This is a genomic window from Cytobacillus oceanisediminis, from assembly GCF_022811925.1.
Lineage (GTDB): Bacteria > Bacillota > Bacilli > Bacillales > Cytobacillaceae > Cytobacillus > Cytobacillus oceanisediminis_D.
Genome location: NZ_CP065511.1, coordinates 3,847,811 through 3,873,142, shown reverse-complemented (window position 1 = coordinate 3,873,142; position 25,332 = coordinate 3,847,811). Strand labels below are relative to the sequence as shown.

Annotated in this window: 28 protein-coding genes; 24 read left to right on the top strand and 4 right to left on the bottom strand. The window is 42.1% G+C overall.

Going from position 1 to position 25,332, the window contains the following annotated elements:
• The first annotated feature begins 5 nt into the window (after positions 1-5).
• The 9 genes from IRB79_RS19335 to IRB79_RS19295 all read left to right on the top strand — a co-directional run bounded on the left by IRB79_RS19335 (position 6) and on the right by IRB79_RS19295 (position 6,516).
• Positions 6-530, top strand: a complete 525-nt coding sequence (locus IRB79_RS19335; RefSeq protein WP_009333501.1) for a Rieske (2Fe-2S) protein — start codon at positions 6-8, stop codon at positions 528-530.
• Positions 520-711, top strand: coding sequence for a hypothetical protein (locus tag IRB79_RS19330; RefSeq protein ID WP_243504163.1), 192 nt, complete (start codon positions 520-522; stop codon positions 709-711). Before IRB79_RS19335 ends, IRB79_RS19330 begins: the two co-directional genes overlap by 11 nt.
• Positions 712-715: 4 nt before the next feature.
• Positions 716-1,027: a hypothetical protein gene (locus IRB79_RS19325; RefSeq protein WP_243504161.1), complete on the top strand. Its 312-nt coding sequence runs from the start codon at positions 716-718 to the stop codon at positions 1,025-1,027.
• Positions 1,014-1,289, top strand: a complete 276-nt coding sequence (locus tag IRB79_RS19320; protein WP_243504159.1) for a hypothetical protein — start codon at positions 1,014-1,016, stop codon at positions 1,287-1,289. Before IRB79_RS19325 ends, IRB79_RS19320 begins: the two co-directional genes overlap by 14 nt.
• Positions 1,290-1,294: 5 nt before the next feature.
• The gene (locus IRB79_RS19315) at positions 1,295-2,803 is read left to right on the top strand and encodes a nitrate/nitrite transporter (protein WP_243504157.1); all 1,509 of its coding nucleotides are present in this window, start codon (positions 1,295-1,297) and stop codon (positions 2,801-2,803) included.
• A 34-nt stretch (positions 2,804-2,837) separates the two neighbouring features.
• Positions 2,838-3,488, top strand: a complete 651-nt coding sequence (locus IRB79_RS19310; protein WP_243504155.1) for a sensor histidine kinase — start codon at positions 2,838-2,840, stop codon at positions 3,486-3,488.
• 181 nt (positions 3,489-3,669) lie between these two features.
• Positions 3,670-4,323, top strand: coding sequence for a response regulator (locus tag IRB79_RS19305; protein WP_279401030.1), 654 nt, complete (start codon positions 3,670-3,672; stop codon positions 4,321-4,323).
• The gene (locus IRB79_RS19300; RefSeq protein ID WP_243504152.1) at positions 4,313-4,765 is read left to right on the top strand and encodes a GAF domain-containing protein; all 453 of its coding nucleotides are present in this window, start codon (positions 4,313-4,315) and stop codon (positions 4,763-4,765) included. The genes IRB79_RS19305 and IRB79_RS19300 overlap by 11 nt, the downstream gene beginning before the upstream one ends.
• Positions 4,766-4,788: 23 nt before the next feature.
• Positions 4,789-6,516 (top strand): PAS domain-containing sensor histidine kinase, encoded by a 1,728-nt coding sequence (locus IRB79_RS19295; RefSeq protein ID WP_243504150.1) that lies wholly within the window; start codon positions 4,789-4,791, stop codon positions 6,514-6,516.
• A 44-nt stretch (positions 6,517-6,560) separates the two neighbouring features.
• On the opposite strand, the gene IRB79_RS19290 is transcribed toward IRB79_RS19295, so the two are convergent.
• The 4 genes from IRB79_RS19290 to fbpA all read right to left on the bottom strand — a co-directional run bounded on the left by IRB79_RS19290 (position 6,561) and on the right by fbpA (position 8,545).
• On the bottom strand, positions 6,561-7,757 hold the full coding sequence (locus IRB79_RS19290) for a chromate transporter (protein ID WP_431833393.1): 1,197 nt from the start codon (positions 7,755-7,757) through the stop codon (positions 6,561-6,563).
• A 12-nt stretch (positions 7,758-7,769) separates the two neighbouring features.
• Positions 7,770-8,078 carry a PadR family transcriptional regulator gene (locus IRB79_RS19285; RefSeq protein ID WP_243504145.1) on the bottom strand — a complete coding sequence of 103 codons (309 nt, stop codon included), beginning with the start codon at positions 8,076-8,078 and terminating at the stop codon, positions 7,770-7,772.
• A 151-nt stretch (positions 8,079-8,229) separates the two neighbouring features.
• Positions 8,230-8,367: a hypothetical protein gene (locus IRB79_RS19280; RefSeq protein WP_243504142.1), complete on the bottom strand. Its 138-nt coding sequence runs from the start codon at positions 8,365-8,367 to the stop codon at positions 8,230-8,232.
• Between the two features lie 13 nt (positions 8,368-8,380).
• Positions 8,381-8,545 carry a Fur-regulated basic protein FbpA gene (fbpA, locus tag IRB79_RS19275; protein ID WP_113881298.1) on the bottom strand — a complete coding sequence of 55 codons (165 nt, stop codon included), beginning with the start codon at positions 8,543-8,545 and terminating at the stop codon, positions 8,381-8,383.
• Positions 8,546-8,723: 178 nt separating this feature from the next.
• On the opposite strand from fbpA, the gene IRB79_RS19270 reads away from it, so the two are divergent.
• From IRB79_RS19270 to IRB79_RS19200, 15 genes are all read left to right on the top strand, one after another.
• Entirely contained in the window at positions 8,724-9,047 is a 324-nt protein-coding gene (locus IRB79_RS19270) for a MerR family transcriptional regulator (RefSeq protein ID WP_206843345.1), read from the top strand.
• A gap of 201 nt (positions 9,048-9,248) precedes the next feature.
• On the top strand, positions 9,249-10,001 hold the full coding sequence (locus IRB79_RS19265; RefSeq protein WP_243504140.1) for a threonine/serine exporter family protein: 753 nt from the start codon (positions 9,249-9,251) through the stop codon (positions 9,999-10,001).
• A gap of 24 nt (positions 10,002-10,025) precedes the next feature.
• Positions 10,026-10,469 (top strand): threonine/serine exporter family protein, encoded by a 444-nt coding sequence (locus IRB79_RS19260; RefSeq protein ID WP_113881300.1) that lies wholly within the window; start codon positions 10,026-10,028, stop codon positions 10,467-10,469.
• 170 nt (positions 10,470-10,639) lie between these two features.
• Positions 10,640-12,355 carry an ABC transporter ATP-binding protein gene (locus IRB79_RS19255; protein ID WP_243509546.1) on the top strand — a complete coding sequence of 572 codons (1,716 nt, stop codon included), beginning with the start codon at positions 10,640-10,642 and terminating at the stop codon, positions 12,353-12,355.
• Between the two features lie 331 nt (positions 12,356-12,686).
• Positions 12,687-14,426, top strand: coding sequence for a serine hydrolase domain-containing protein (locus tag IRB79_RS19250; protein WP_243504138.1), 1,740 nt, complete (start codon positions 12,687-12,689; stop codon positions 14,424-14,426).
• 69 nt (positions 14,427-14,495) lie between these two features.
• Positions 14,496-16,610 carry a glycoside hydrolase family 3 protein gene (locus tag IRB79_RS19245; RefSeq protein ID WP_243509545.1) on the top strand — a complete coding sequence of 705 codons (2,115 nt, stop codon included), beginning with the start codon at positions 14,496-14,498 and terminating at the stop codon, positions 16,608-16,610.
• A gap of 86 nt (positions 16,611-16,696) precedes the next feature.
• Entirely contained in the window at positions 16,697-17,956 is a 1,260-nt protein-coding gene (locus tag IRB79_RS19240; RefSeq protein ID WP_243504136.1) for an exo-beta-N-acetylmuramidase NamZ family protein, read from the top strand.
• A gap of 147 nt (positions 17,957-18,103) precedes the next feature.
• Positions 18,104-19,480, top strand: coding sequence for an N-acetylglucosamine-specific PTS transporter subunit IIBC (gene nagE / locus IRB79_RS19235; protein WP_243504134.1), 1,377 nt, complete (start codon positions 18,104-18,106; stop codon positions 19,478-19,480).
• Positions 19,481-19,790: 310 nt separating this feature from the next.
• Entirely contained in the window at positions 19,791-19,931 is a 141-nt protein-coding gene (locus IRB79_RS19230) for a hypothetical protein (RefSeq protein ID WP_243504132.1), read from the top strand.
• Between the two features lie 146 nt (positions 19,932-20,077).
• Positions 20,078-20,533, top strand: coding sequence for a hypothetical protein (locus IRB79_RS19225; RefSeq protein WP_243504130.1), 456 nt, complete (start codon positions 20,078-20,080; stop codon positions 20,531-20,533).
• Positions 20,534-20,644: 111 nt separating this feature from the next.
• Positions 20,645-21,001 carry a nuclear transport factor 2 family protein gene (locus tag IRB79_RS19220; RefSeq protein ID WP_243504129.1) on the top strand — a complete coding sequence of 119 codons (357 nt, stop codon included), beginning with the start codon at positions 20,645-20,647 and terminating at the stop codon, positions 20,999-21,001.
• A gap of 112 nt (positions 21,002-21,113) precedes the next feature.
• A complete protein-coding gene (locus tag IRB79_RS19215; protein ID WP_243504128.1) occupies positions 21,114-21,989 on the top strand; it encodes a carbon-nitrogen hydrolase family protein in 876 nt (291 codons plus the stop codon).
• A gap of 3 nt (positions 21,990-21,992) precedes the next feature.
• A complete protein-coding gene (locus IRB79_RS19210) occupies positions 21,993-22,661 on the top strand; it encodes a GNAT family N-acetyltransferase (RefSeq protein ID WP_243504127.1) in 669 nt (222 codons plus the stop codon).
• A 20-nt stretch (positions 22,662-22,681) separates the two neighbouring features.
• Positions 22,682-23,353 carry a GNAT family N-acetyltransferase gene (locus tag IRB79_RS19205; RefSeq protein ID WP_243504126.1) on the top strand — a complete coding sequence of 224 codons (672 nt, stop codon included), beginning with the start codon at positions 22,682-22,684 and terminating at the stop codon, positions 23,351-23,353.
• A gap of 486 nt (positions 23,354-23,839) precedes the next feature.
• Entirely contained in the window at positions 23,840-25,198 is a 1,359-nt protein-coding gene (locus IRB79_RS19200) for an LVIVD repeat-containing protein (RefSeq protein ID WP_243504125.1), read from the top strand.
• Positions 25,199-25,332: the final 134 nt, after the last annotated feature.

The window sequence follows — 25,332 nt, the reverse complement described above, 5'->3', positions numbered from 1 at the left end:
TAGGGATGTCTGATAAGAATAACAAGATTCCCTTTAATGAAGATAATTATACGCATAATATCGAACGGAATAACGAAAGAAAACTGGATAGAAGGGGTTTCATGAAAACTTTGGTTGGTGCCGCCGGTGTATTTGCGGTTTCCTCCCTTCCCTGGGGGGCAGTGGCTGCCAAAGAATTAATGGGGCTTGGCGAAAAAGAATATCCTCATAAGAAAATAACCGAAGTAAGCAAGCTGCCAATCGGCGATGCAGTAGAGTTCAAGTTTCCTGGGGATCATGATGACGCGATTTTGATCCGTTTATCAGAAAACAAATATGTTGCTTATCAGAATGCGTGTACACATTTGCGCTGCCCGGTATTTTGGGTGAAGGAGCAAGGTGAAATGATATGCCCTTGCCACCACGGCAAGTTCGATGTGGAGACTGGTTCGCCAACTGCGGGGCCGCCAAGAAGGCCGCTTCCGGAAATCCAGGTTAAGGTGGAGAATGGGGCAATCTTTGCAGTGAGGGTGAAACGTTATGAAGCGTAGCTATCTGGGTGTCATCATTTTGGCCGCGATATTATTGATGAATATTGTCTTTACCCAATATATGGTCCACCAATACTATTACGAAAACTATGTAAATGTACTGATTTTCGGGGGACTGAATATTGTTCTTTTTCCCTTGGCTGTATTCGCTTATAGAAAGACGATTAACATGAGGGCGTGATTCTATGAACAGTGAAACATATCTTGATTTTTGTTTTGTAAGAGAACGATCCGGGGATTTTGCTCCAGAAGTTGACCAGCTCCTTTCCGAACTCTTTAAGGGAGTCCGCCTCAACTGGTACTTGGATGAGAAGTCTCATGAGGGCATGGACATTGTTGTAGCAGAGATAAAAGGCATGAGCAAATGGCAATCAGAAGAGGAAACCATCGAATTCATAGAAGAAAATGCAAGTGAATCATTCTGGAAATATCTGCAGGGTTATCAAATGTATATTTACCCTGCTAAAAGAGGGTGCGGCAGCTGTGGAACTCATTAAAATAGAAGATTTGGACGGTTTTGTCCGGCGAAATGTGCAGGTGGCAATTTTAGATGAAGAGGGAAATGACAAAGCCCCTTTTGTTCACAAAGAAATAATAAAAACCGGGCTCTGCCCAGATGGAACACATTTGCGTATTTATTTTGACCACATGAATTTTTTTGCGGTCCCGCTGACTTCCTCTGTGGAAGCATCTGACAGCAGGTGGGCTGCTCTTGATCAGGAAGCCGGATTAAAATATGTAATAAAGAAGAGAGCGTGAACACAATGATAAGAAAAATACAGCTGCCTTTGCAGACGTTAAACTTAGTAGCCGGGTTTATGGTTTGGGTGCTGATATCCTCCCTTATGCCGTTTATTAAGGAAGATATTAATATTCCAGCCGACAAGCTTGCCCTAGTAACAGCAGTTCCGGTAATCCTTGGATCACTGCTTCGTATTCCTCTGGGATATTATGCTAATCAGTTTGGTGCAAGAATAATCTTTATACTGAGCTTTATTCTTCTATTATTTCCAGTCTATTATATCAGTATAGCTGATTCAATTACTGATTTACTAATCGGGGGATTATTCCTCGGTCTTGGAGGAGCGGTGTTCTCTGTTGGTGTTACATCTCTTCCAAAGTATTATCCAAAGGAGCGTCATGGGTTTGTAAATGGAATATACGGGGCAGGTAATCTAGGAACAGCCATAACCGCATTTGCGGCTCCGGTTGTTGCCACAAAGTTTGGCTGGTCCCTAACCGTACAAATCTATCTTGTCTTGCTCGGAATCTTCATTGCAGCAAACTTCTTGCTTGGTGATAAAAAAGAAGTTAAGGTGCAGACACCGCTTCTGGAACAGATTAAAGGCGTCTATAAAAATGAAAAGCTGTGGCTGCTGAGCTTATTCTACTTCATTACTTTTGGATCATTTGTTGCGTTTACAATTTATCTTCCAAACTTCCTAGTAGCTCATTTTGAACTCGATAAAGTGGATGCAGGATTAAGGACTGCCGGATTTATCGTCCTTGCAACTGCCATGAGACCGATTGGCGGCTGGCTTGCAGACCGTTTCCATTCTTTAATTCTTCTAATGTTTGTTTTTGGAGTGTATACCATCTCTGCAGTAATTCTATCATTATCTCCGTCCATTACATGGTATACATTCGGATGCTTAAGCATTGCACTATCAGCTGGAATTGGGAATGGTGTTATCTTTAAGCTGGTGCCTATGTACTTCCAGAAGCAGGCGGGTATCGTGAACGGAATTGTTTCCGCAATGGGCGGCCTGGGAGGATTTTTCCCGCCGCTGATATTGACCCTGTTATTTAATATTACTGGGCATTATGCGATTGGCTTTATGGCATTGTCCGAAGTGGCGCTTGCCAGCCTGATTCTAGTTATTTGGATGTACTTCCAAGGTAAAATGGAAATTGCGAGCCAGGTGATTGATCATACAATTGAAGGAATTCTGGTAACGGATAAGGGCGGTAAAATAATCTCTGTAAACCCTGCTTTTACAGAAATAACCGGGTACAAGGAAGAAGAAGTAGTCGGCAAAAATCCGAATATCCTTAAATCAGGAAAGCAGGCTAAGGGCTTTTACCAGGACTTATGGACTTCAATCGAAAAAAATGGATTCTGGCAAGGGGAAATATGGAATTGCCGCAAAGACGGAGAGGAATATCTCCAATGGCTTACCATTAGTGCGATTAAAAATGATGCTGGAGATGTAGTTCAATATGCTGGCATGTTCAGTGACATTTCCAGCCATCGGGTAAAAAAAGCAAAATAAAAGCAAAAATAAAGTCTTAAGGAGGAGGGATGAAATGGAAACCCAGCCAGCAAAGAAAAATATTAGTTCCTATATTATTCAATCACAGGAAGATGAGATCAAGCGCATCGCCATGGAGCTTCACGAAGGGGTCGGGCAGACGCTTTACAGCTTATATACAGGCATGCAGTTCATTCAAACCGCTGTCGATCAGCCCGAGATGAAAGGCTATGTTGGAGATATGGCGCAAATGATGGAAAAAACAATTCAGGAAATCAGGCTTCTGGCTGTGGAATTGCATCCCCCTGCTCTGGGAACCCTCGGCCTGCTGCCGGCGCTGAAAAGTTATCTGAAATTATACACTTCCACATATGGAATTACAGTGGATCTTCAAAATGAGGGGATGGAAGTCCAAATCAGTGAAAGGGAAAGCATAACTTTGTTCCGAGTTTGCCAGGAAGCTTTGGCAAACATAGCCAGGTATGCTGACACAATGAGTGCAGCCATCTACCTGCAATGGAAACCGGGACAGCTTTCTATTAGCATTGAAGACAAGGGGAAGGGCTTTGATGTTAATGCTGGGATGCAAAAATCGACTGGCCTTGCTGCCATGATTGAAAGAATGTGTTTAATCAGCGGCAAGTGCGTCATCAGCTCCAAAATCGGTGAAGGGACTACAATAGATATCAGCCTTCCGTTATACTAAGATTATACTTAACAAGGGACCTGCGTAATGCGGCTCCCTTGTTGCCTATTAAAGATAATTTTTTACACTGGAAATTGTTTCTTTGTACTACGAGGACTGTCGGCGCAAGCAGCCTGCCCCCTCGGGTGGGCAAGGAGATTGCGCTTTTCTCGTACAGACAAATGGTAAAGGGGGAGCAAGGTTGATCACTATTTTACTTTGCGACGACCACGCGGTAGTCCGAATGGGTTTGAAAATGCTTTTAAATAACCATGAAGACATGCAGGTGGTTGGTGAAGCTTCGGAAGGCAACGAGGGGATTCAGCAGGCTCTTGAATTAAAGCCTGATGTGGTAGTAATGGATTTGAGCATGCCCCATGGAAAAGATGGCATGTCGGCAACGTCAGAATTGAAAAAATTAATGCCGGAAATAGCGATCCTGATTTTGACCATGCATGATGATGAAGAGTATTTATTCAGGGCGATCCAAGCGGGTGCGTCCGGATGTATTTTAAAAAGTGCTCCTCATGATGAACTGCTCGCAGCAATCCGGTCTGTTGCAAGCGGGAATGCCTATTTGCATCCTTCTGCAACTAAAAGGCTGATGGAAGAATATATCGGTAGTGTAAAGCAGGGCAACACCGATACATTTAACCTGTTGTCTGACAGGGAAAAAGAGGTTCTTACATTAATAGCCAAAGGGTTTTCCAATAAGGAAATTGCTGAACAGCTTGTGATTAGTGTAAAGACAGTTGAAACCCATAAAGGTAATTTAATGGAAAAACTTCAGATGAAAACCAGGCCGGAACTTGTTGCCTATGCCTTAAAGAAAGGGCTGCTCGGTTATGGAATATAAGGGGGGCAGCCAGGGAGAAAGCACACTTATTGATCAGGCTTGTGAAAAGGTGCTGACAGAGCTGGACTGTGATTTTGTGGGATTGGCACTGCAAAATACAGATGGCCCGGATGTAAGATGGCATTATGCCGCTGGAAATAGCAACGAAAAATATAAGAGAATATCAGTAAGGTACGGCAAAGGCATTGCAGGAAAGGTGATTTCAACCGGAAGGCCGATGTACGTAGAAAACTTCCCAGAAAATATTTCCGGAAAAGCATTGGAATACCCGATTATGCTTGCTGAAGCCCTGAAGTATGCATATGCTGTTCCCATTCATTTTAAAGGGATCCCTAAAGGGGTCCTCCTGATCGGGAGCCGGTCCGGTCAGCCTATAAATGAAAACAAGCAAAGCACTGCAAGGAATGCAGCGAGGACACTTGAACTAAAGCTGAATGGTTAAAAAATGCAACTGGAGGAACGTAAATGGACAGGAATAATCAGTTGCCGAAAAAGAGAGAGATTGCTCCTGATTCCAGTGATGCAACGATTCTTGTTAATAAATTTGGGATCATCTCCTATGCGAACGAGCAGGCACAAGAGCAATTTGGATATAGGGTAAATGAGCTGCAGGGGAAGAGCCTAAAGGAACTGCTTCCTGAGATCACTCTGCATGAAACTGAAGAGGGCAAAGTGGTTCACCAATATGGCCAGCATCGTAATGGTCAGGTATTTTCAATCTTTTATAGAATCAATTCTTTCAAGCAGGGAGAAGAAACCTATTATTTAATCGTCTTTCATTCAGTCAAAGACCGTTCCCGATTAAAAAAGCAGCAATCATATCCATTAAAGGAATTGGTTGACCTGCAATTTGCCCTGGATGAATCAACAATTGTGGCCTTTACAGACAAAAAAGGAAAAATTACGTATGTGAATGAAAAGTTCTGTGAGGTGTCGAAATATTCTGCGGATGAGCTGGTTGGTAAAGACCATAGAATTATCAACTCATCATACCATTCCAAAGATTTTATGGAGAACCTTTGGGAAACCATTTCGAGCGGGGAAGTCTGGCGCGGTGAAATTAAAAACAAAGCTAAAGACGGAACTTATTATTGGGTGGATACCACGATCGTTCCCTTCATTGATGACAAAGGAAAGCCATATAAATACCTGGCCATCCGGAAGGAAATTACTGAATATAAGCGTGTTGTGGAGGAACTGAAAAATTCCGTAAACGAGCTGATTGATTTAAAGTTTGCCCTGGATGCTTCATCCATTGTGGCAATTACAGATCAGAAAGGCACCATTACGTATGTGAATGATCAATTCTGCAGCATCTCAAAATATTCACGGGAAGAATTGCTTGGACAGGATCATAGAATTATCAACTCAGGTTTCCACACCAAAGAATTTTTTAGAGATTTATGGAAGACGATTTCTTCCGGGAAGGTATGGAAAGGAGAGATCAAGAACAGAGCTAAGGATGGCACACATTATTGGGTGGATACCACAATCGTCCCTTTCCTTAATGAAAAAGGGAAACCCTATCAGCATCTTGCTATTCGCCATGAAGTCACGCAAAGAAAAAATGCAGAAGAAGAGCTGCAAAAAATGATGACCAGGATCATTGATGTTCAAGAAGATGAACGGAAAAGACTTTCGCGGGAGCTTCATGACGGAATAGGGCAGAATTTGTACAGCCATCTGATTACCATTAATAGGCTTCAGGCTGAAATTAGCCACCCGCTGCTTGATCAAATGCAGGATGAGGCTGCTGAAATCATTGAGGAACTGAGAGACCTTTCATGGGAGCTGCGTCCTTCTGTGCTTGATGATCTTGGTCTGATTCCAGCGATTCGATCCTACCTGGTCCGGTTCTCAGAACATCACAATATCAACGTCCATTTTGATTGCTACTTGGCTTCCCGTCTTAGTTCAAATAAAGAAATCACCATTTACAGGATCATTCAGGAAGCTCTGACAAACATAAGGAAATATGCTGAAACAGATGAAGCAGCAGTCACAATCAGGCAGATGGAAGAAGAAATCCGTATAGTCATTGAAGATAAAGGCATAGGGTTCAATGTTAATGAAGTCTCCAGAGGAGTCGGTCTTTTTAGCATGGAAGAACGAGCAAAAGCTGCGGGCGGTTCCATAAAAGTTTATTCAGCAGAAACTAAAGGGACAAGAATTGTACTTGAAATTCCGCTATAGAATAAAGCTGCCTAATCCAGGCAGCTTTTCTTATAAATGCGTTTTTAAAAAATTGATCCTAATATCGTTCCGCCGATGGCACCTGTCACAACAATAATCCAGGGCGGCAGCTTCCAATAAACAAGCATGCTGAATAGTACTGCTGCAAAGGCAAAATCAGCCGGCTCCAGGATGCTGCTGGTCCAAATTGGATGATAAAAGGCAGCGATTAAAATGCCGACAACTGCAGCATTTACACCCATTAATGCACCCTTTATGTTAGGGTTGCGGCGAAGTGTGTCCCAAAATGGGAGGGTGCCTAATATCAGCAGAAACGCAGGCAGGAAGATCGCGGCCGTTGCAAGCAAACCGCCTTGCCAGCCATTCATCACTGCTCCAAGATAGGCAGCAAAAGTAAATAACGGCCCTGGCACTGCCTGAGCTGCACCGTAGCCAGCCAGAAAAGCTTCTTCACTTAGCCAGCCTGTTGGGACAAATTCACGTTCCAGCAAGGGAAGGACAACATGGCCGCCCCCGAAAACCAGAGATCCTGAGCGATAAAAGCTGTCAAAAAGAGCAACCCAATCCAATGCGGTTAGCTCCCTTAAAATTGGAAGCACTATTAAAAGGGCGAAAAACAACACTAAACAGCCAATGGCAAAACCTTTTGAAATGGGAAACTCCATCCGTGCTTCATCGTTATCTGCATGCTTCTTATAGATTAAAAATCCAATAAAACCAGAGATAAGGATGACCGCAACCTGAGTAATGGCAGTCTGCCATAATAGTGTGGCGATAATCGCGAGCAGTGCCAGCGTTTTTCGCGGCAGGTCAGGTACAAGCTTTTGTGCCATTCCCAAGACCGCGTGAGCCACTACAGCTACTGCGACAATTTTGAGTCCATGGATCCAGCCGGCTTCCGCCGGATTAATGCCTTGAAGAAGAATGGCAAAAATAATCAGGGCAATAACAGATGGTAATGTAAAACCAAGGAAAGCCATAATGCCGCCGGCTACTCCAGCCCTCATGACACCAATGCCAATGCCAACCTGGCTGCTCGCCGGTCCGGGCAGGAACTGACAAAGTGCAACTAAGTCTGCGTAGCTTTTCTCATCCATCCATTTTCTTCTGCGGACATACTCATCGTGAAAATAGCCTAGATGAGCTACAGGTCCCCCGAATGATGTAAGTCCAAGCCTTGTTGAAACCATTAATATTTCCAGTAAAGATTTTAAGCCAGTTCTGTTTTTGTTCATATGCATCTCCTTTAGTCTTTAATCTTTAATCTCTTTAAAAAGCTCATAAGCTTTTTTTCTGGCTTCCTCCAGAACCGTAATTCCTTTTTCTGTTGCGGTATAATATTTACGGATTCGGCCATCCACATTTTTCTTCTCCTGATGAAGCAGCCCGTCTGACTCCATCGAATGCAGGATAGGATACAATGTTCCGGAACTGATGCTATATCCATGCTCTTTCAGCTCTTCCACCATCCAAGCGCCGAAAACAGGGTGCTTCTTTGCATGGTGAAGAATATGGATTTGAATAAACCCCAGGAACAGCTTGCGCAATATTTTATCTTCCAAGCAAATGCCTCCCTTATTAATTTCGAAAACCGATATCGGAATTCGATAATTGGATGATACCAAAATAAACGTGATAAGAAAAGGGGGAATTATTAATTTACAAAACTTTAACATTGGTATAAAAAAGAACGCTCTTCCAAGCGTTCCATTATTAACTATTCTGTTCATTTCTTAAAATTTCATAAGCAAGATCACCGGCTGCTGCCGTTAAACTTTCCCAAAGCTGATCACGCAGTAAATCGAGTTCAATAATCCTTCTTGCCAGATCTATTGTATTTTTTGTTTCCATAAGGGCCCCCTGGTTAATAACGGCTTTGATTGCTGTGTTTTTTAAATATAACCTCAAGTTCTGTTAAGGTCAGCTTTTGCAGAGCCGGTTCAGAATGCTGATATTCGCTTCCTGATTTGACCAGCAGATCGATTAGATATTGCCGTTTTTTTTCAATGGCTTTCCGTAAATATTGCATTTTCTATCTCCTCTTTTCTTTTTTTGTTTATTCTAAAAGAAATTTAGCTCTAATTCAGTTATTATGTTAAGTTTTCTTACATTGTTTTTGTTGCTTTGTAAGATTTTCTGACAGGATTGATGAAAATGATTGAAAGATTAGTATAATGAAAGAAAATGGTTAGATTGAGGTGACATGATTGGAAAGAGAAACATCCTACAAAACCAGAAAAGTCATTTCGATTGGGACGGTCAGCGAATTGACAGGACTTAGTGAACGCCAGATTCGATACTACGAAGAGAGGAAATTGATTTTCCCTGAAAGATCAGAACGCGGAAGCAGGAAATATTCTTTTCTCGATGTAGAGACGCTCATCGACATAGCCAACAAAAGGGAGGAGGGAGTCCGAACGGAGGAAATCCGCTCGGAATTAAAGAGGAAAAAGAAAAAAGACGATCAGGCATCACGTTCAAAAATGATTCAGGGTCAGCTTAATGCTCAGTTTGGAATACGGAAGAAATAATGGGAAAGTGATTATTCTGTAAGGGATAATCGCTTTTTTTATTCAATTTCTATTCTGCCTTATAAAATATGCAGACGAGGTTTACAAAACATTTTTATATAAATTTTAGACAAAAGGTCTTTCTTTCGTTTATCATTTCCGTTAAGATGTAACCCTATATAAGAGGGTTTTAAATTTTAGATTTATAAAGCAGGTGAAAGAATGGGGAAAGAACTCCCTCCAACAATAGAAGTAATTGAGATATGCTTGCTTGCAGGGAAAATCATGCTTCAGGGCGGTGCAGAAACGTATCGGGTAGAGGACACCATGACCAGGATTGCAGCCTCCCTGGGTATACCGCACTCGCATAGCTATGTGACGCCAACCGGAATCATATTTTCAACGGATGGAACTGAACCGGCAAAGCTGATTCGGATTTCAGAACGGTCAACGGATTTGTATAAAGTGACATTAGTGAACGGAGTTTCACGCAGGATCAGCAGCGGTGAACTGGATGGAAAGGAAGCCTTGGCAAGGCTGAAGGAAATTGAAAGTGCCGACTATACTTTCCCTGTTTATCAGCAGATTCTTGCAGCCTCGATTGCAAGCGGCTGCTTTTTAATTATGTTCCTTGGAAGCTGGACAGATTTTATTCCAGCCATGATTGCAGGCGGTCTGGGGTTTGTTTCATTTATATACGTACATAGAGTGGTCCAGATAAAATTTTTCTCTGAATTTATTGCTTCATTATTAATTGGCCTTATCGCCTATTTCTTTGTGTACTCAGGAGTGGGAACAGAGCTTGATAAGATCATCATCGGTTCAGTCATGCCACTCGTTCCGGGGCTGCTGATTACAAATGCAGTCAGGGATTTAATGGCCGGGCACCTTGTTTCTGGACTGTCAAAAGGGGCTGAAGCCTTTTTAACGGCATTTGCCATTGGAGCTGGGATTGCTCTTGTATTCACTTTCTAAATGCATTAGCGGAGGAATATGCGTATGTTTATGTTGACACATATGATTACAAGCTTTATTGCTTCAGCAGGGTTCGGAGTGCTTTTCAATGCCCCGAAAAAATCGCTGCTGAAATGCGGGTTTGTCGGGATGGTTGGCTGGTTTGTTTATATTTGGCTTGTCAATTGGCAGTACGATGCTGTCATTTCGTCATTAATCGCTGCTTTTACCATTGCTGTGATCAGCCAGATTTTTGCGAAAATGTATAAAACACCTATCATTATTTTCAGTGTTGCCGGCATCATTCCACTGGTCCCAGGAGGGATTGCTTATGATGCAATGCGGAATTTTGTTGAAAATGATTATAATACGGCAATTCAGCTTGCCGCGAAGGCATTCATGATATCCGGGGCAATCGCAGTCGGACTTGTCATTTCAGAGGTAATCAATCAAATGATCCGCAAAGTTCAGTTCAAATCAAGAATCTAATTTGCAGCGAAGAACTATTACATCGGCCTTTTTTAGGATTTAAGCCGTAATATATCCTCTAACTATAAGACTCGTTCCAGAAATAAATAGGGACGGGTTTTTCTTGTAATATATTCCTGGTGAATTTATAATCCTATTATGTTTGATTTTTTCAGAATAAGGAGAATATGATGATCCGACGGTTTTTTAGCTACTATAAGCCACATAAGCGCCTATTCATTCTTGATTTTAGTTCGGCGGTATTCGTGGCAATTCTTGAATTGGGCTTTCCGCTTGCGGTTCAGTGGTTTATCGACAGCCTGCTTCCAAGCGGGAATTGGTCCATGATTGTTTCCGTAAGTGCCGGCCTGCTTGCTCTTTATTTGACCAGCACACTTCTGCAGTTTGTTGTTAACTATTGGGGCCACAAGCTGGGCATCAACATCGAAACAGATATGCGGCAGCAGCTTTTTCAGCACGTTCAAAGGCAGTCTTTCCGCTTCTTCGATAATACCAAAACAGGGCATATCATGAGCCGGGTGACAAATGATCTTATGGATATCGGGGAGCTTGCCCATCATGGCCCGGAGGATTTGTTTATTGCGGTCATGACGTTTGTGGGTGCATTCTGGATCATGCTGACCATCAATGTAAAGCTCGCCCTTGTAACGATATTTGTTCTTCCGTTTCTTGTATGGCTGATTACATTCTGCAATATTAAAATGAACAAAGCATGGAAAAGGATGTACGGTGAAATAGCCGATGTGAACGCCCAGGTTGAAGATAGTGTATCTGGAGTGCGTGTGGTTCAGTCTTTTACAAATGAAAGCTATGAGATTAAAAGATTTAGAGAAAACAATGGCAGATTCCGTCTTGCCAAGCTTGCAGCATATAAGATTATGAGCTTCAGTGCTTCCGGAGTCTATATGCTGACCAGATTAGTTACGCTGATTGTTCTTGTGTACGGTTCCTGGCTGAGCTTCAACGGGCTGCTTTCATATGGAGAATTGGTCGGATTTGTGCTCTATGTGAATGTACTCTTAAAACCGATTGATAAAATTAGCGCCCTGATGGAACTGTACCCAAAAGGAATGGCTGGTTTCAAACGCTTTTTGGAAATCATCGATACTGAGCCGGAGATTGAGGATGCAAAAGATGCCATTGAGGTTGAATCCTTAAGGGGTGACATCCGCTTTCAGGATGTATCATTTAGATATGACAAGCATAAATCGGTGCTTGAGGGGATTGATCTTCAAATAAAAGCAGGTGAAACAGTTGCTTTTGTGGGACCTTCAGGAGCCGGAAAGACAACGATTTGTTCTTTGATTCCACGTTTTTATGATGTAAATAGCGGAAGCATTAAGATCGATGGCATGGATATCAGGGACATGACGAAAAAATCACTGAGATCGCAAATCGGCATTGTCCAGCAGGATGTCTTCCTGTTTACCGGTACCCTGAAAGAAAATATAGCTTACGGAATGCTTGGGGCAACAGATGAGCAAATTGCGGACGCGGCTAAAAAAGCTCACCTGCAGGACTTCATTGCATCTCTTCCGGATGGCTACGAAACACAAATTGGGGAACGTGGATTAAAGCTGTCTGGCGGACAAAAACAACGAATTGCCATTGCAAGAATGTTCCTGAAAAATCCGCCGATTTTAATTTTGGATGAAGCAACTTCGGCATTGGATACAGAAACCGAACAAATTATTCAAACTGCGTTGAACGAGCTTGCCGTAAACCGCACTACACTTGTGATTGCCCACAGGCTTGCAACCATTCGCAATGCAGACAGGGTGGTGGTTGTCACAGAAGACGGGATAGAAGAAGAAGGTACACATGATGAGTTAATAAAACAGGGCGGGATCTTTGCAGGTCTCCATAATGTGCAATTCCAAAGATAAAGCAGAATCCGTAATGGATTCTGCTTTTTTTCGTCTAAATGGTGACCTCTTCCAAAACTTGACTGTTTTCATCAAACAAACCTGGAAAATTTCAAAGAATATTTGAATCTGGCAAACAAACATTCATTTTTACAAAAAAAGCTGGGAAACCTGCAAACAAATCATGAGGAAAAACATAATTTTCAGAATAGTCAAAAAGAACTATTGGTTTAATTAAATATTTGGAAGTTTTTAACTAGAACAGGACTTATGTGGTATAGACAACTATACTCTATCTCTATTAATCTTACAGTATGTAAACCCTTTCAAACATAAAGGAGGTTATAGGCTGATGAAAGTTCATAAAATTAAAGGAGGCAGTATGAAAAATAAAACCAAGCTTGTTGCGCTATCTGCAGCACTAAGCACATCACTCTTTATTCCGGCAGCATATCCGGCATCTGCGCAGGGCGCGGAAGGAGTTAAGCCAACGATGGAAATGAAGAATCATAAAGATGTGAAACACAAAATTCATCCGATTTTTTCGTGGGATCGCCCTGGGCCGATTTCTCCTATACTTCATCCAGGTTCAGCGGCGGGAGCTGGAATGGTTCAGCAGCCGCTCGATGAAATCGATCCGCTGATGGAAGAGATGATATCAGAAGGAGTCATGCCTGGTGCTGTCACTTTTGTCGCAAGGCGGGGTCATATTGTCAAACATGACGCATACGGATATTCCTACCGCTATACGGATGATAAATTCACTGAAGCGCAGAATCCGATTGAAATGACGGAAGATACAATCTTTGATCTGGCTTCAATCAGTAAGATTTTTACAACGACTGCTGCGATGATATTGTATGATGATGGCCGCTTTCAACTGGATGATCCTGTTGCGAAATATATCCCCGAGTTTGCTGAAAACGGCAAGGAAAATGTAACGATTCGCCAGCTGATGACACATACTTCAGGATTTACTGCATGGATTCCTTTATATTCACAAGGGAGCAGCAGAGACGATCGCATGCAAATCGTTTTTAAACATCCATTGGCCAATGAACCGGGTGAAGCGTATACATACAGCGATTTGAATATGATTACGCTCGGCGCAATAATCGAACGCCTGTCAGGACAAAGCCTGGATGAGTTTGTGAAAAAACGCATAACCAACCCCCTCGGTATGAAGGATACAATGTATAATCCTCCTGAATCTTTGAAACAGCGAATTGCAGCCACGGAATACCAGCCTGCTATTGGCAGGGGCCTTGTCTGGGGGGAAGTTCATGATGAAAATGCCTGGTCTCTTGATGGCGTTGCCGGACATGCAGGTGTCTTTTCCACTGCCTCCGACCTTGCTAAACTTGCCCACATGTATGTGAATGACGGGCGTTATGGCAGCAAGCGGATTTTAAAGGAAGAGACGGTGAAAATGCTGATTCAAAACCAGATTCCTCAATTTCCTGGTGATGATCATGGCCTTGGCTGGGAGCTTGGTCAGGGGTGGTTCATGGATGCCTTATCAGAGGGAACTTCGCTAGGGCATACAGGGTACACTGGAACATCCATTGTAATAAACCGGAATAATGGCACGATTGCGATTCTCTTAACAAATCGCGTTCATCCATCAAGAAATACAGTTACAACGAATATTGCAAGGCGAGCATTTGCAAGACAGGTGGCAGATTCCATTCCTGTTGCAATCCCTGGAAAAGGAGATGCCTGGTTCTCAGGATATGGAGATAAAATTCAACATAATTTAACGGCTAAAGTGGACCTCGATGAAGAGGCGGTCCTGTCGTTTGATACCTGGTACAGAACTGAAACCAATGCGGATATGGCCTTTGTTGAGGTGTCAGAGGATGGCGTCAATTGGACACAAGCTGCACAGCCATTTACAGGCAGCAGCGTCGATTGGAAAAAGGAAAAACTAACGATTCCTGCAGGAACCTCCCACATTCGATTCCGATACCAGACAGACAGTACAGTAAACGGCAGAGGCTGGTACGTTGATAATGTAAAACTCCAGCTTTCAGATGGACGAAAAGTGACGCCGGACTTCTCAGGAAACGGTTGGAAAAAAAGAAATTACTAGCATTCGATTTTTTAGTGAAAAGTAAGCTTAAGTGCATATGAAATAAATGCAGTAAGGACGGTGGAAGAAATGGTTAAAGCCCGCAAAGTAATGTTCATTTCCCTTCTCGCAATTACACTTGCCGTTTCGCAGTTATGGATCGGAGGAACCTTGAAAAAAGCATCAGCAGAAAGTGCAGCAAAGGATTTAATCATCCTTCAGAATTTGCCTAAGGTCAGCACAGAGAATAGTGGAGATGCATTTCAATTAAAAGCGCTTCATGTGTTTAAAGAAGGACATTTCATGGGAGTTTCAGATGGTATGAAATGGAAATCTTCCAATAAAAACGTTGCAGCAGTTGATCAGTCGGGGAATATCACCTTAATAGGGAAGCCTGGAAAAACCTTCATCAGTGTAACGGACGGAGTATTTAAAGACCGTATCGCGCTTCAAGTAAAACCTGACGGCAAAAAGGGCAGCAAAGGCAAGCCAGCTTTTAAAGTGAAAATCATTAAGGAGCATGGGAAACGGTATGATCTCATTAGCCGAGCAGTGAAAAACATGTCCATTGAAGAGAAGGTCGGCCAAATGCTGATGCCGGATTTCCGCACCTGGAAGGGACAAAATGTCACTGAAATGCTGCCGGAAATTGAGAAGCTGGTAAAAGATTATCATCTTGGCGGAGTAATATTATTCCGTGAAAATGTGGTAACAACAGAACAGACAGCCACACTGGTTTCAGACTATCAGAAAGCTGCCGATAAATTCGGCTTATTGATGACGATTGACCAGGAAGGCGGAATTGTTACACGTCTTCAATCAGGAACGGATATGCCTGGCAATATGGCATTAGGAGCTGCCCGTTCTGAAGAAATTTCCCGCAAGGTTGGCAAGGCGATTGGAGAGGAGCTGGCATCACTCGGCATTAATATGAACTTTGCACCTGTCATGGATGTAAATAATAATCCCGACAATCCGGTAATTGGCGTTCGTTCATTTGGTGAAGACCCGCAGCTTGTCGCTGACATGGGTGTTGCTTATACCCAAGGATTGCAATCAGCAGGTGTTGCCGCTACTGCAAAGCATTTTCCCGGACATGGAGATACAGCAGTAGACTCACATCTTGGATTGCCTGAAGTACCACATGACAAAGAACGTCTAAAAGAAGTTGAATTGTATCCTTTTCAAAAGGGAATGGAAGCAGGAATTGATGCGATCATGACAGCACATGTTACTTTCCCTAAGATTGATGATACAAAAGCAATCTCGAAAAAAACGAGTGAAGAAATTGCAGTTCCGGCCACTCTTTCCCATAAAGTGCTGACAGAACTTATGAGGGAAGAAATGGGCTATGATGGTGTCATTACAACAGACGCAATGAATATGAATGCCATCGCCGAACATTTTGGACCAGTTGACGCGGCCATTCGAGCAGTTAAAGCTGGAACAGATATTGTGCTAATGCCTGTTGGACTTCAAGAAGTTGCAGAAGGGCTATTGAATGCGGTGGAGAATGGAGAAATATCAGAAAAACGCATTGAATCATCAGTTGAACGAATTTTAACACTGAAAATAAAGCGGGGAATTATTAAAGAAGAGACACCACAGCCGATTGATGAAAAAATTGCAAACGCTCTTGAGATTGTTGGATCAGAAGAACATAAACAAATAGAAAAAGAAGCAGCAGAAGGTTCAATTACATTGGTTAAAAATGAAAGAGATGCATTGCCAATACAATTATCTCCTGAAGAGAATATTGTCGTTGTCGGCAATACGTATATTGCAGACTTAAAGAACGCAATCAGCAAGTTTCATGCAAACACACAGGTCATCCAGACCTCAAGCTATGCATTAACGGAAGAGCAGAAGCAGCAAATCAGGAATGCCAGTGCAGTTATTGTGGGCTCCTATACTTTTAATGTATCAGGCCGTTCACCGGACAGCGCTCAGATGAAAATGGTTAATTCCATCATTGCTGAATCAGAAGCTCCAGTCATTTCGGTTGGCATCCGTAACCCATATGACATCATGGCTTATCCGGAAGTTGATGCATACATTGCACAATACGGATTCAGAACGGCAAGCTTTGATGCATCTGCAGGTGTTGTTTTTAGCCAGGTTAATCCTTCAGGTAAATTGCCTGTAACAATTCCGGGTACAGATGGCAGTGTTTTATATGAATTTGGCCATGGATTGAGCTATTAGGCACACTGCTATTTTTGAAAAGGAAAGGGTACGGGCAGCCTTAGGGTTTTGCCCGCACCTCATTCTTAACCAAGGAGGAAAAATATATGAAGAAATGGTTCATGGGATTTTTGACAATGATTCTCGTACTCTCTTCTTTAACTGTTGTGCTTGCAGATAACGGCAATGGCAAAGGAAAAGGCAAGAAAAAGAAATTCGAGCTTGGAGTTGAAGTTCTTTTAGATGATAAGAAGGAACTCATAGAAGGGAAAAGAGTGGGCTTAATTACAAACCCAACTGGGGTAGACCAGAATTTAAACAGCGTTGTCGATATTCTGCACAATGATCCCGATGTAGAGTTAACAGCTTTATATGGCCCGGAACATGGAGTCCGCGGAAGTGCACAGGCGGGAGAATACGTTGAGTATTATATCGATGAAAAGACAGGGCTTCCTGTTTACAGCTTATACGGAAAAACCAAAAAGCCTACACCTGAAATGCTGGAGAATATCGACGTGCTCCTGTTTGATATCCAGGATGTTGGAACACGTTTTTACACGTATATTTACACAATGGCTTATGCGATGGAAGCAGCAAAAGAAAACAACATCCCTTTCATCGTGCTGGACAGGCCAAATCCTCAAGGTGGAACAAAGGTTGAAGGGCCGGTGCTTGATATGAAGTATTCCTCTTTTGTGGGGAATTATCCGATTCCGCTCCGCCATGGGATGACTGTAGGAGAACTGGCCGAATTATTCAATGAAGAGTTCGAAATTGGAGCAGATTTAACTGTTGTCAAAATGAATGGCTGGAAGCGAGATATGTATTATGATGACACCAGCCTTCCGTTTGTCATGCCGTCTCCGAATATGCCAACTTTAGAAACAGCTTTAGTATATCCGGGAGCTGCATTGATTGAAGGGACGAATGTTTCTGAGGGGCGCGGAACAACGAAGCCGTTTGAATTAATTGGTGCTCCATTTATCAACGCTGATGACTTGGCTGGACATTTGAACAGTCTTAATCTTCCGGGGGTAACCTTCAGAGCTGCTTCGTTTACACCAAGCTTCTCTAAGCATGCAGGTCAGCTTTCTCATGGGATTCAGATTCATGTTACACATCGCGATGCATTCAAGCCTGTCGAGACCGGACTTCACATCGTGAAGGCGATCCATGATATGTATCCGGAAGACTTCGAATTCCGTGCAGAGAACAGTGCAGAGATTTCATTCTTTGACAACCTGATGGGCAATGGCTGGGTTCGTGAGGACATTGAGGAAGGGAAGCCAGTTGAAGAAATCTCCTCCAAATGGCAGAAAGAATTAAAACAATTCAAAAAGACACGTGAAGAATATTTACTCTATTAAACTCGCAGGTAAGAACTTGGAGGCAAATTGCCCCAGGTTCTTTTTTTTATTATAAGGCGGGCCGGCATAATACTGATGGTGCCTGGTACTGAATTATAAAGCCTGTTCATATTATGTAATAATCCATGCAGAAAGAGGTGTGTAAAAATGTTGGGGTTTTTACAAAAGATTGGCAAGTCTTTAATGCTGCCGATTGCAGTCATGCCTGCTGCTGCACTTTTGCTTAGGCTGGGACAGGATGACCTTTTAGGCATTCCGTTTATATCTGCAGCCGGGAATGCTGTTTTTGGACATTTGGCACTATTGTTTGCCATCGGGATTGCCATCGGTTTTTCTAAGGATGGCAGCGGGGCTGCTGCCCTCGCCGGTGCAGTGGGTTATTTTGTGCTGACTGAAGGTGCCGCGGCGATAAACGAAACGGTCAATATGGGTGTTTTTGGAGGAATCATTTCCGGTATTATTGCAGGGCTATTATACAATAAATATCATGATATTAAGCTGCCGGAATGGCTTGGTTTCTTTGGAGGAAAACGGTTTGTGCCGATTATCACATCACTTGCTATGATTGTCATTGCATTTTTGTTCGGGTATGTGTGGCCGCCGGTCCAGGCAGGCATTAACGGTGTGGGCGATTGGATTATTGGTGCAGGTGCCGCAGGTGTTGGAGTCTTCGGATTCCTGAACCGATTATTAATTCCTGTTGGGCTCCATCATATTTTGAACACGCTTGTCTGGTTTGAGTTTGGTGAGTTTACTAATGCAGCCGGGGATGTCATTAAAGGAGACTTATGGCGCTTTCTTGCTAAAGATCCATCTGCAGGAATTTTCATGACAGGATTCTTCCCGATCATGATGTTTGGACTGCCGGGTGCTGCTTTTGCCATGGTTGCCGCTGCTAGAAAGGAAAGAAGGAAAGCGGTTGCCGGGGCGATGGCAGGTCTCGCATTTACTTCCTTTCTGACTGGTATTACAGAGCCGATTGAATTCTTATTTATGTTCTTATCACCGGTTCTATATTTAATTCATGCTATTTTAACAGGTCTGGCTATGTCCATCTCCTATGCCCTGGATATTCACCATGGTTTCGGATTCTCAGCAGGCGCCCTGGATTATATTCTAAACTTCGGCATTGCCCAGAAACCAGTACTGCTTGCGGGGATAGGCCTCCTATATGGCCTTCTGTATTTTGTGGTTTTCTATTTTCTAATAAAGAAACTAGATTTAAAAACTCCTGGAAGAGAAGATGAAATAGAAGGTGAATTCGAAGAAAATTACGCTGTGAGAGGGAATTATAATGAAGCAGCAGATGCTTATCTGGAGGCTTTAGGCGGTAGAGAAAATCTTGAAGAAATCGATAATTGTGTAACCCGCCTTCGTTTAAAGGTGAAAGATATAGCGCTGGTTGATGAAGGGCAATTAAAACAGCTGGGGGCAATAGGGGTAATAAGGCTCAGCAAAACCAGTCTGCAGGTTATTGTTGGAACGGATGTGGAATTTCTGGCAAATGAATTGAAAAAGAAGTAAATGATAAGCTGGCTCTCCGTCTCGAGGGCCAGCTTTTGTCACGTATCGTTTTGCATGGATGCCTAAAATTCCTCTTGAACGGATGAAAAATATGCTTTCCTCATACAGTGAATATTAAGTAATTTTAAAGATCTATGCAAATTATAATTCTAATAGCTTTTTATATTTTTCGTTTTTTAGTGTTATCCCCCCTGGACAAGCGCCCTTTTTTCTCAGTATAGGATAGTAGTTTAAGCATGTCCAAATTTTAGACATAACATGTCTACGTAAGGGTTCCCTTGCTAAATGGTTTTAAAGGGGGGATATCATCATGGTAGAACCATTAACGGTGTTAATTGTCATTCTTTTAGCCGTTGTATTGCTTTTGGCAAGTATTCTTGTACCTTCAGCAGAAGGTGCCATCGTGGAGGCAATTTGCAGTCTTTTGGGATGCTCTGCACCTACTGCGTAAAGCAAAATTACAAAAACCCTGGTATAATTCCAGGGTTTTTCGTATGAAGAAATCAGCAAATCTCTTTATCCTTGTATGTTTGTCCATTTCAATAATACTGCAGTTTCATAGAATAGTGAGTGAAAACGAAAAAGGACGGGATAAAAATGGAGGAAAATAAACAAGAACAGCAAAATTCATCTGAAAAACCGGCAAACAATACAAAACTGTATAATTCTGAGGCTGTAGAAAAACTTGCAGCTAACTTACTGAAGGATGAAAATAATATCAATTTCGGATCTTTATTTAAAATGGCCAATAAGATATTGAAGGATGATTCCCTTATGGGACTGGTTGAAGAAATCTCCCAAAAACCGCCTGAAGATAAAGATGGAGCAGCAATCGAAGAGATTCCAGATATGGAAAATAGAGAACTTGTTTCCTTGCAAAGAGAAATGGAAGCAATAAAGTCCGAATTAAAAACAACTCGAAAAGAGGTAGCTGAATTAAAGAAACAAAACGCTTCCCTTTTAAGCTTATATTTAAAAGTACTCAATGCAGCAAACAATGATTTAAAAAAAGGTATTGGGCTTATATCAGGATTAAGCAAATTACTAAAATAGACACTTAAGACATTACTTTTATGGGTAATGCTTTTTTTTGGCACAAACCTGGACCGACTTGCCATAAATCCTTAAGATAGAAAGAAAAACTATTGAAAGATGGTGACCCATTTGGAAGGAAAAACAGAAAGGCTTGCTCAGCAGCAACTTGATGCTTATAACCAGCAGAACATTGATGAATTCCTGGGAGTATATAGTGATGATGTAATAGTTATGACATTCCCTGGGAACGACGTCATGTATAGAGGAAAAGAAAAAATGAGGGAAAGGTACAGCCAGCTTTTTAAAAACAATCCGAATCAGCATGCTGAGCTGATTTCCAGAATGGTAAAAGAAAATATAGTTATTGATTATGAATATGTTACTGGAAGGGCAAACGGCGAGTCTATTAATGCAATAGCCATGTATGAAATTAATGATGATAAAATTCAAAAAGTATGGTTTGTAAAACAAAATAGTGTTAATTAAAAAATTTCGTAATCCGATTAAAAAAGTATTGTGCTATGCAGGAAAATCATTGATAATCTTTTAAAGATAGAGTGATACTCATCTATACATTTTTCTGATGAGGGGGAGTACATTGAAAATTCGTGTATCCGCTGTGCAGTACCATCTGCACACTATTCGTTCATTTGAAGAGTTTGCCAGGCAATGTGAGCATTACATTAAAACTGCCCAGGAGTTCGGATCGGAGTTTGTCTTATTTCCTGAATTTTTTACCACACAGCTTTTGTCCATTGGAAGCGAGCAGGGAACAAGTCTGACGATTAATGAGTTGCCTGGTTTTACAGAACAGTATAAAATGCTATTTTCCAATTTCGCTAAAGATACAAAAATGCATATTATAGGCGGTACACACGTTATTAACAGAGATGGCCGTCTTTATAATGTGGCTCATTTATTTTATCCGGATGGGCGGATTGAAGAGCAGGCTAAACTGCATATCACTCCTACTGAAGTCCATGAGTGGAATATGTCACCTGGAGACGGCCTCCGTGTATTCGATACAGATAAAGGCAGAATAGCCATCCTGACATGCTATGACATTGAGTTTCCGGAAATCGTCCGTATGGCAAAAGCAAAAGGAGCAGATGTTATTTTCTGTCCTTCCTGCACGGACGACCGGCATGGTTTCCACCGTGTCCGCTATACAAGCCATGCAAGAGCTATTGAGAATCAGGTTTATGTTGTGGTCACGGGAACAATTGGTTCCCTGCCTACTGTCGACTTTATGCGTGCCAATTTCGGCCAGGCAGCCGTCATTACACCGAATGATATTCCATTTCCGCCAAAGGGGATTATGGTGGAAGGCGAGTTGAATGACGATATGATTGTGACTGCCGATCTTGACCTCAGCCTTTTATATGAAGTCCGCGAGCGCGGTTCTGTTACGACTTGGCGCGACCGCAGAACGGATCTGTATGTAGACTGGGAAAAAGAAAATATCGAAGGCTGAAAAATGGCATATAAAAGCGAATTTTATGTGTTTGACGGGGATCAGCCGGTGCCAGCTGCAATCAGGAATTATACTAAAGCGGATTTCGATCAGTTAATTGACATTCAGGCAGAATGCTTTCCGCCGCCTTTTCCTTCAGATTTATGGTGGAATAAGGAGCAATTAACAAATCATGTGGAACTCTTTCCGGAGGGTGCACTATGCATCGAGGTTGAAGGAGTATTAGCAGGGTCTTTAACCGGGCTGATTGTTGATTTTGATCCTTCCCACCCAAAGCATACATGGGAAGAAATAACCGACAGCGGCTATATTCGCAATCATAGTCCTCAAGGCAATACATTATATATTGTTGATATAAGTGTCCGCCCCAAGTTCCGAAAACTTGGGCTGGGCAAATTAATGATGCAGGCTATGTATCAGGTGGTCATTAACTTAGGGCTCGATCGCTTGCTTGGTGGGGGGCGGATGCCAGGCTACCATAAATTCGCCCATGAGATGACAGCCGTGGATTATCTCCAGCAATTGATCGATGGGAAGAAGAAAGATCCGGTTATCACATTTTTGCTGCGGTGCGGCCGAACTCCGCTTTCTGTGGCAGAAAATTATTTAGAAGATGAAGAGTCATTTAATTACGGTGCCTTAATGGAATGGAAGAATCCATTTAAGATCTGAGCGGCAAAGGAGATAGTACTATGGAATACATTAGAATTACGAGCATTCAAAACCCGCTTTTTGTTAAAATGCATGAATTAATGAAAGATGTCTTTCCTCCTGAAGAAGTACTTGAGTTTGAACTTTGGAAGGAGCCGCTTGAAGATCCGGGGATTCGTGTATTTGTTGCTGTTCATGAAGGGGATGTGGTTGGTGCCACAGAATATCGCTACTATCCGCAATGGAATATTGCCATGACAGATTTTACAATCATTGGACGGCAGGGCCTAAGTCTTGGCCGTTTCCTTGCACAAAATCGCTCAAAGGATCTGGAGGAGCTTGCCCGCAAAAACGGAAACGAGCTGTATGGCATGTTTGCTGAAATCTACGATCCTTATGGAATTGAAGACCATGAATTTGGCGGTGCCAAGCCAATGAACCCATTCGTCCGCCGTGAGGTTTTGTCTCATATGGGCTATAAAAAGCTTGATTTTCCTTATCTTCATCCTTCTTGGAAAAATGATGGGGAAGCAGTTAAGGGACTTGATTTTTGCTTCATGCCAGCTGATGAAGAAACCACCGAAATTCCTGCTGAATTAGTCATTAATTTCTTAACAGAATATTATTCTGTTTTATCTGCTAAACCACAGGATTGGTATACAATGATAGAGCAGTTAAAAGAGAAAGAATATATTTCCCTATTGCCTTTATAATCTGCAGTAAGCCCTTGTACTTAAGGGCTTTTTATTTTTATGTTTAGAGGGGAAACGATAAAGGGAATGAATATAAAAGTAATGTTCAACCGAAAAGAGGGATCTGTTCATGGCCGTAAAGAGATTAATAAAAGCGTTTATTGCAAAGAAAGGTGTTTCGCTTGTGAAAAAATATGTTGTCCCTGCTGTTAAAAGGAAGCTGAAAAACAGAAGATAAATTTAGGCATCTTCCATTGGAAGGTGCATTTTTTTCGGGACAATAGAAATGCAGAATAATCTGCAATCAAATAGTGTAAATCTCATACACTGAACATTTTTATAGTTACATAGGATGAAGGAGGACATGTATTATTTTGTAGAAATTATAGGAAATCCGGGTGATGTATAAAATTCTGAATTTTCTTTAATATAAAAATGCAGTATTTCGGGACACTTATATCTTAGAGTGCCGACTACATAGCAGCATTATATTAAGGGGGAATCCATTTGAAAAAGGAAATCTTAATTAAAACCGCATTAGCTGGAGCTCTTGTACTTTCTGCGGGTGGCACAACAGCACTTGCACATGATGAATTCAGCGGAGGTATTGAAAAAGGTGATAGTCTGGCCGGTGTCGAATTATCTGTACCATTACTTGAAGGCACTAAGAATACAGGTAATCTTCAAGAAGTTGCTGCTGTGCCGCTAAAAGAAGTTAAAGAGGGGGTACAAAATTCATCGGGTGACGTTTATGCGCATAAAGGGTTTGCCTATGTAGGCACACATACGAAAAATGGCGGAGAAGGCGGAGTGCGTGTTTTTGATATGAAAGACCCTTCAAACCCTGTGGAAGTATCGTCATTCGCTCATATTCCAGGGACTTGGCAGGAAAAAGTAATAGTAAAAACAGTTAATACAAAGCATTTTAAAGGCGACTTGGCTGCAGTCAGCGTTCAAAAGGTTGATCGCACTAACCCAAATGCAAAAGGAGGATTTGTATTATATGATGTAACAAACCCCAGGGAGCCAAAAGAGCTTGGATTCTGGGAAGATACATCGGGTGCACGGGGAACACATGAACTTTACCTGACAGTTCAAGGGAATAATGTTTATGTGCTGACCGCAAATTGCTATGCGGACCTTTATTCTCATGGTGAGAAAATGGATGTGAATATTGTAGATGTATCCAATCCTTTAACACCTGAAACTATTTATGAATTTAACCCGCGCAATTATATTCCTGAAGTAAGCGATGGGAATTATGACGGATATAACTGGACTGATGAAGAAGGAATTCAACGGGCAGCGTTTGCTCATAGCGTCAAAACAGATGGAACTGGCAAAACAGCCTTCCTTTCGTACTGGGATCTGGGAACAATCATGCTTGATATCAGCGATGCCAAAAATCCGGTATATCTTGGGAGAACAGATTTCGCCAACGGTGTTCAGGGAGCTGCTCATTCTATGGATCTAGCCAAAGGCGGAAATGTGCTTATTGAGACTAGGGAGGTATTTGGACCAACCAGAGAGGGCTTTGAGAGTGCCTATGGCTACACAATGATTTATGATATTAAAGATAAGGCCAATCCAAAGCTTCTTAGCACCTTTAGAACTGATTTCACTGAGAAGATTCCTGGAGGGGCAACGGTCCATGATCCAAAGGTTCAGGGGAACACATTGTATCTCTCTCATTATGCAGGGGGTGTAAGGACTGTGGATATTACAGACCCGTCCAATCCGGAAGAAATTGGTGTCTATATTCCAAGCAAGTCTAACATTTGGGGTGTATTCGTAGACCGCAATTATGTACTTGCATCCGATATGGGTTCTGGACTGAAAGTTCTGCAAAAGAACGGCAGCCAATAATATTTTTAAAATCAGGAGTCCCCGTGGGGGGCTCCTGATTTTTATATCTGCTAAATAAAGGAAGTTTTAAAGATAATCTATTAACCTGGCAAGGAAAAGGTAATATGCAGCCGTTTTTTTTGTCCGCTATTATT

Excerpts from the sequence above, each read along its gene's own strand:
- nagE (WP_243504134.1), top strand. The coding sequence starts at position 18,104 with ATGTTGGGGTTTTTACAAAAGATTGGCAAGTCTTTAATGCTGCCGATT.
- fbpA (WP_113881298.1), bottom strand. The coding sequence starts at position 8,545 with ATGCAATATTTACGGAAAGCCATTGAAAAAAAACGGCAATATCTAATC.
- IRB79_RS19210 (WP_243504127.1), top strand. The coding sequence starts at position 21,993 with ATGGCATATAAAAGCGAATTTTATGTGTTTGACGGGGATCAGCCGGTG.
- IRB79_RS19230 (WP_243504132.1), top strand. The coding sequence starts at position 19,791 with ATGGTAGAACCATTAACGGTGTTAATTGTCATTCTTTTAGCCGTTGTA.
- IRB79_RS19250 (WP_243504138.1), top strand. The coding sequence starts at position 12,687 with ATGAAAGTTCATAAAATTAAAGGAGGCAGTATGAAAAATAAAACCAAG.
- IRB79_RS19265 (WP_243504140.1), top strand. The coding sequence starts at position 9,249 with ATGGGGAAAGAACTCCCTCCAACAATAGAAGTAATTGAGATATGCTTG.
- IRB79_RS19325 (WP_243504161.1), top strand. The coding sequence starts at position 716 with ATGAACAGTGAAACATATCTTGATTTTTGTTTTGTAAGAGAACGATCC.
- IRB79_RS19315 (WP_243504157.1), top strand. The coding sequence starts at position 1,295 with ATGATAAGAAAAATACAGCTGCCTTTGCAGACGTTAAACTTAGTAGCC.
- IRB79_RS19280 (WP_243504142.1), bottom strand. The coding sequence starts at position 8,367 with ATGGAAACAAAAAATACAATAGATCTGGCAAGAAGGATTATTGAACTC.
- IRB79_RS19260 (WP_113881300.1), top strand. The coding sequence starts at position 10,026 with ATGTTTATGTTGACACATATGATTACAAGCTTTATTGCTTCAGCAGGG.
- IRB79_RS19335 (WP_009333501.1), top strand. The coding sequence starts at position 6 with ATGTCTGATAAGAATAACAAGATTCCCTTTAATGAAGATAATTATACG.
- IRB79_RS19225 (WP_243504130.1), top strand. The coding sequence starts at position 20,078 with ATGGAGGAAAATAAACAAGAACAGCAAAATTCATCTGAAAAACCGGCA.
- IRB79_RS19295 (WP_243504150.1), top strand. The coding sequence starts at position 4,789 with ATGGACAGGAATAATCAGTTGCCGAAAAAGAGAGAGATTGCTCCTGAT.
- IRB79_RS19300 (WP_243504152.1), top strand. The coding sequence starts at position 4,313 with ATGGAATATAAGGGGGGCAGCCAGGGAGAAAGCACACTTATTGATCAG.
- IRB79_RS19310 (WP_243504155.1), top strand. The coding sequence starts at position 2,838 with ATGGAAACCCAGCCAGCAAAGAAAAATATTAGTTCCTATATTATTCAA.
- IRB79_RS19205 (WP_243504126.1), top strand. The coding sequence starts at position 22,682 with ATGGAATACATTAGAATTACGAGCATTCAAAACCCGCTTTTTGTTAAA.
- IRB79_RS19255 (WP_243509546.1), top strand. The coding sequence starts at position 10,640 with ATGATCCGACGGTTTTTTAGCTACTATAAGCCACATAAGCGCCTATTC.
- IRB79_RS19290 (WP_431833393.1), bottom strand. The coding sequence starts at position 7,757 with ATGCATATGAACAAAAACAGAACTGGCTTAAAATCTTTACTGGAAATA.
- IRB79_RS19245 (WP_243509545.1), top strand. The coding sequence starts at position 14,496 with ATGGTTAAAGCCCGCAAAGTAATGTTCATTTCCCTTCTCGCAATTACA.
- IRB79_RS19240 (WP_243504136.1), top strand. The coding sequence starts at position 16,697 with ATGAAGAAATGGTTCATGGGATTTTTGACAATGATTCTCGTACTCTCT.
- IRB79_RS19330 (WP_243504163.1), top strand. The coding sequence starts at position 520 with ATGAAGCGTAGCTATCTGGGTGTCATCATTTTGGCCGCGATATTATTG.